The organism is Hydrogenophaga intermedia (genome assembly GCF_000723405.1).
Taxonomy (GTDB): Bacteria; Pseudomonadota; Gammaproteobacteria; order Burkholderiales; family Burkholderiaceae_C; genus Hydrogenophaga; species Hydrogenophaga intermedia.
In genome coordinates this window covers 1-4450 of the sequence record NZ_CCAE010000100.1, presented here as the reverse complement: position 1 = coordinate 4450, position 4450 = coordinate 1, and the positions used below count along the sequence as shown (strand labels likewise).

Annotated in this window: 4 protein-coding genes; 2 read left to right on the top strand and 2 right to left on the bottom strand. The window is 68.0% G+C overall.

Annotated elements, in window-relative coordinates; translation table 11 throughout:
- Positions 1-258: 258 nt before the first annotated feature.
- Together BN948_RS25115 and BN948_RS25120 are read right to left on the bottom strand one after the other, a co-directional pair.
- Positions 259-1167: a phosphoribosylaminoimidazolesuccinocarboxamide synthase gene (locus BN948_RS25115; protein ID WP_009519612.1), complete on the bottom strand. Its 909-nt coding sequence runs from the start codon at positions 1165-1167 to the stop codon at positions 259-261.
- 131 nt (positions 1168-1298) lie between these two features.
- Positions 1299-2207: a tripartite tricarboxylate transporter substrate binding protein gene (locus BN948_RS25120; RefSeq protein WP_238327266.1), complete on the bottom strand. Its 909-nt coding sequence runs from the start codon at positions 2205-2207 to the stop codon at positions 1299-1301.
- Between the two features lie 36 nt (positions 2208-2243).
- Between BN948_RS25120 and BN948_RS25125 the strand changes: the two genes are divergently transcribed.
- On the top strand, positions 2244-3152 hold the full coding sequence (locus BN948_RS25125; protein WP_238327266.1) for a tripartite tricarboxylate transporter substrate binding protein: 909 nt from the start codon (positions 2244-2246) through the stop codon (positions 3150-3152).
- Positions 3153-3283: 131 nt separating this feature from the next.
- Positions 3284-4192 carry a phosphoribosylaminoimidazolesuccinocarboxamide synthase gene (locus BN948_RS25130; protein WP_009519612.1) on the top strand — a complete coding sequence of 303 codons (909 nt, stop codon included), beginning with the start codon at positions 3284-3286 and terminating at the stop codon, positions 4190-4192.
- The last annotated feature ends 258 nt before the right edge of the window (positions 4193-4450 follow it).

Here is a 4450-nt window from a genome sequence, read left to right as displayed (position 1 = left end):
GAATGGGGCCTGCGCCCGGACACCCACACCATCGACCCCAGTAGCGCACTGGCCAGCCAAAGAAGACCGGACTTCCCTTCGCGCGGCGACTAATTGGAATCTGACCCCAATTAAGGGGAGCCCGATTCTTGGTGGCGCCAATGGTGTTTGAGTGCCTGGGCGCCTCTGCGCGAGCGTGGGCCGGAGAACGCGGACCACGCCAGCCGTCAGCGCGAGGAAGTGGCGCGAATCCAGCTCGAGGACTCCGCACGAAACCAGTCAACCAACAAGCCGCGTCAGCGCCTCGCGGTATTTCTCGGCCGTCTTCTCGATCACCTCGCGCGGCAGGCGCGGCGCGGGCGGGGTCTTGTCCCAGGGCTTGCCCTTGACCTTCGCGCCTTCGAGCCAGTCGCGCAGGTACTGCTTGTCATAGCTGGGCGGGTTGCTGCCCACCGCGTAGCTCTCGGCCGGCCAGTAGCGCGAGCTGTCGGGCGTGAGCACCTCGTCCATCAGCACCACACGGCCCGCCGGGTCCAGGCCGAACTCGAACTTGGTGTCCGCGATGATGATGCCCTTGTCCAGCGCAATGGCCGCCGCGGCCTTGTACAACGCGATGGCCATGTCGCGGATCTGCGCCGCGACATCGGCGCCCACCATCTCCACCGTGCGCTCGTAGGTGATGTTCTCGTCGTGCTCGCCCATCGCCGCCTTGGCGGCCGGCGTGTAGATGGGCTCGGGCAGCTTCGAGGCGTTTTGCAGGCCCTCGGGCAGCGGCACGCCGCAGACCGAGCGACTTTCCTGGTACTCCTTCCAGCCACTGCCGGCCAGGTAGCCGCGCACCACGGCCTCCACGGGGATGGGCTTCAAGCGCTGCACCAGCATGGAGCGGCCCGCCACCTGTGCGCGCTCGGCGGGTGCGACGACGCTCTCGGGGTCCTCGCCCGTCAGGTGGATGGGGCAGATGGCCAGGCCCTTGGGCCCCAGGCGGTCGAACCAGAACAGCGAGAGCTTCGTCAGCAGCTCGCCCTTGCCGGGGATGGGCTCGCCCATGATCACGTCAAAAGCGCTGATGCGGTCGGACGCGACCATGAGGATGCGGTCGTCGCCGACGGCGTAGTTGTCGCGCACCTTGCCGCGCGCGAGCAGCGGCAGCGACGTGAGGTTGGAGGTGTGCAGGGCGGAGATCATGGCGCGGGTGGAATCGGAAGGGGCAAGAAAAAGGCCCGTTGAACGCTCAACGGGCCTTGCGCAGTTCGGCGGGATTATCGCAAGTTGGCGCCCTGGCCGGGCAATGCCCGACCGGGGCCTTGACCGGGGCTTTACTTGGCCGCCAGTCCCAGTCGCTCGATCAGGGCCTTGTCCTTGGCAAAGGTCTCGCCCGCCCACTTCCTGTAGTCCTCGCCGTTGCGGTACCACACGGCCTGGTTGAGCTGGCCCAGCACCTCCATGTGCTTCGGCTCGTCCATGGCCTTCTTGAAGGCGTCGTGCAGGGTCTTCACCACGGCCGGGTCCATGCCCTTGGGGCCCGCCAGGCCGTAGGGCGAGGTGGAGACCACGCCGTAGCCCAGCTCCTGCGCGGTGGGCACCTCGGGCCAGCGCTGGGTGCGCTGCTCGCCAAAGGTGACGAGCAGGCGCATCTGGCCGGCGTCGACGTATTTGTCCCAGCCGCTGGCGTCACTCTGGGCCATCACGTGGCCGCCCAGCAACGCGGCCTGCAGGTCGGCGTTGCCCTTGAAGGGCACGTGCACGAGCTTGACCTTGGCGTTGCCGGCCAGCTCTTCCATCAGCAGGTGCGGGCTGCTGCCGGTGCCGGTGGAGCCGTAGTTGATCTCACCGGGCTTCTGGCGCGCGGCCTCGATGTAGTCCTTGAAGGTCTTGTAGGGCGAGTCGGACTTGACGGTGAGGCCGAAGGTGTAGCCCGAGACGCCGATGATGTAGGTGAAGTCGTTCAGCGGGTCCCAGTTGGTTTTCTGCATGTGCGGCATGCGCAGCAGACCCAGGGGGAACTGGGCGATGGTGTAGCCATCGGGCTTGGCGGTCTGCGCCATGGTGCTGGGGCCCAGGGTGCCACCGGCGCCGGGGCGGTTTTCCACGGTGATGGGCTGGCCCAGGTGCTTGCTGGCGAGCTCGGCCAGGGTGCGCAGGTGGCGGTCGGTGGAGCCGCCGGCCGGCCAGGGCACGATCAGCGTGATGGGGCGGCTGGGGTAGGCCTGGGCCTGGGCGGACACCCAGGGGGCCGCGCCAGCGCTGGCGCGGCCCCCTGGGTGTCCGCCCAGGCCCAGGCCTACCCCAGCCGCCCCATCACGCTGATCGTGCCCTGGCCGGCCGGCGGCTCCACCGACCGCCACCTGCGCACCCTGGCCGAGCTCGCCAGCAAGCACCTGGGCCAGCCCATCACCGTGGAAAACCGCCCCGGCGCCGGTGGCACCCTGGGCCCCAGCACCATGGCGCAGACCGCCAAGCCCGATGGCTACACCATCGCCCAGTTCCCCCTGGGTCTGCTGCGCATGCCGCACATGCAGAAAACCAACTGGGACCCGCTGAACGACTTCACCTACATCATCGGCGTCTCGGGCTACACCTTCGGCCTCACCGTCAAGTCCGACTCGCCCTACAAGACCTTCAAGGACTACATCGAGGCCGCGCGCCAGAAGCCCGGTGAGATCAACTACGGCTCCACCGGCACCGGCAGCAGCCCGCACCTGCTGATGGAAGAGCTGGCCGGCAACGCCAAGGTCAAGCTCGTGCACGTGCCCTTCAAGGGCAACGCCGACCTGCAGGCCGCGTTGCTGGGCGGCCACGTGATGGCCCAGAGTGACGCCAGCGGCTGGGACAAATACGTCGACGCCGGCCAGATGCGCCTGCTCGTCACCTTTGGCGAGCAGCGCACCCAGCGCTGGCCCGAGGTGCCCACCGCGCAGGAGCTGGGCTACGGCGTGGTCTCCACCTCGCCCTACGGCCTGGCGGGCCCCAAGGGCATGGACCCGGCCGTGGTGAAGACCCTGCACGACGCCTTCAAGAAGGCCATGGACGAGCCGAAGCACATGGAGGTGCTGGGCCAGCTCAACCAGGCCGTGTGGTACCGCAACGGCGAGGACTACAGGAAGTGGGCGGGCGAGACCTTTGCCAAGGACAAGGCCCTGATCGAGCGACTGGGACTGGCGGCCAAGTAAAGCCCCGGTCAAGGCCCCGGTCGGGCATTGCCCGGCCAGGGCGCCAACTTGCGATAATCCCGCCGAACTGCGCAAGGCCCGTTGAGCGTTCAACGGGCCTTTTTCTTGCCCCTTCCGATTCCACCCGCGCCATGATCTCCGCCCTGCACACCTCCAACCTCACGTCGCTGCCGCTGCTCGCGCGCGGCAAGGTGCGCGACAACTACGCCGTCGGCGACGACCGCATCCTCATGGTCGCGTCCGACCGCATCAGCGCTTTTGACGTGATCATGGGCGAGCCCATCCCCGGCAAGGGCGAGCTGCTGACGAAGCTCTCGCTGTTCTGGTTCGACCGCCTGGGGCCCAAGGGCCTGGCCATCTGCCCCATCCACCTGACGGGCGAGGACCCCGAGAGCGTCGTCGCACCCGCCGAGCGCGCACAGGTGGCGGGCCGCTCCATGCTGGTGCAGCGCTTGAAGCCCATCCCCGTGGAGGCCGTGGTGCGCGGCTACCTGGCCGGCAGTGGCTGGAAGGAGTACCAGGAAAGTCGCTCGGTCTGCGGCGTGCCGCTGCCCGAGGGCCTGCAAAACGCCTCGAAGCTGCCCGAGCCCATCTACACGCCGGCCGCCAAGGCGGCGATGGGCGAGCACGACGAGAACATCACCTACGAGCGCACGGTGGAGATGGTGGGCGCCGATGTCGCGGCGCAGATCCGCGACATGGCCATCGCGTTGTACAAGGCCGCGGCGGCCATTGCGCTGGACAAGGGCATCATCATCGCGGACACCAAGTTCGAGTTCGGCCTGGACCCGGCGGGCCGTGTGGTGCTGATGGACGAGGTGCTCACGCCCGACAGCTCGCGCTACTGGCCGGCCGAGAGCTACGCGGTGGGCAGCAACCCGCCCAGCTATGACAAGCAGTACCTGCGCGACTGGCTCGAAGGCGCGAAGGTCAAGGGCAAGCCCTGGGACAAGACCCCGCCCGCGCCGCGCCTGCCGCGCGAGGTGATCGAGAAGACGGCCGAGAAATACCGCGAGGCGCTGACGCGGCTTGTTGGTTGACTGGTTTCGTGCGGAGTCCTCGAGCTGGATTCGCGCCACTTCCTCGCGCTGACGGCTGGCGTGGTCCGCGTTCTCCGGCCCACGCTCGCGCAGAGGCGCCCAGGCACTCAAACACCATTGGCGCCACCAAGAATCGGGCTCCCCTTAATTGGGGTCAGATTCCAATTAGTCGCCGCGCGAAGGGAAGTCCGGTCTTCTTTGGCTGGCCAGTGCGCTACTGGGGTCGATGGTGTGGGTGTCCGGGCGCAGGCCCCATTC

What these genes read in the sequence shown, in the direction of transcription:
- BN948_RS25115 (WP_009519612.1), bottom strand. Translation starts at nt 1,167, where the DNA reads ATGATCTCCGCCCTGCACACCTCCAACCTCACGTCGCTGCCGCTGCTC.
- BN948_RS25130 (WP_009519612.1), top strand. Translation starts at nt 3,284, where the DNA reads ATGATCTCCGCCCTGCACACCTCCAACCTCACGTCGCTGCCGCTGCTC.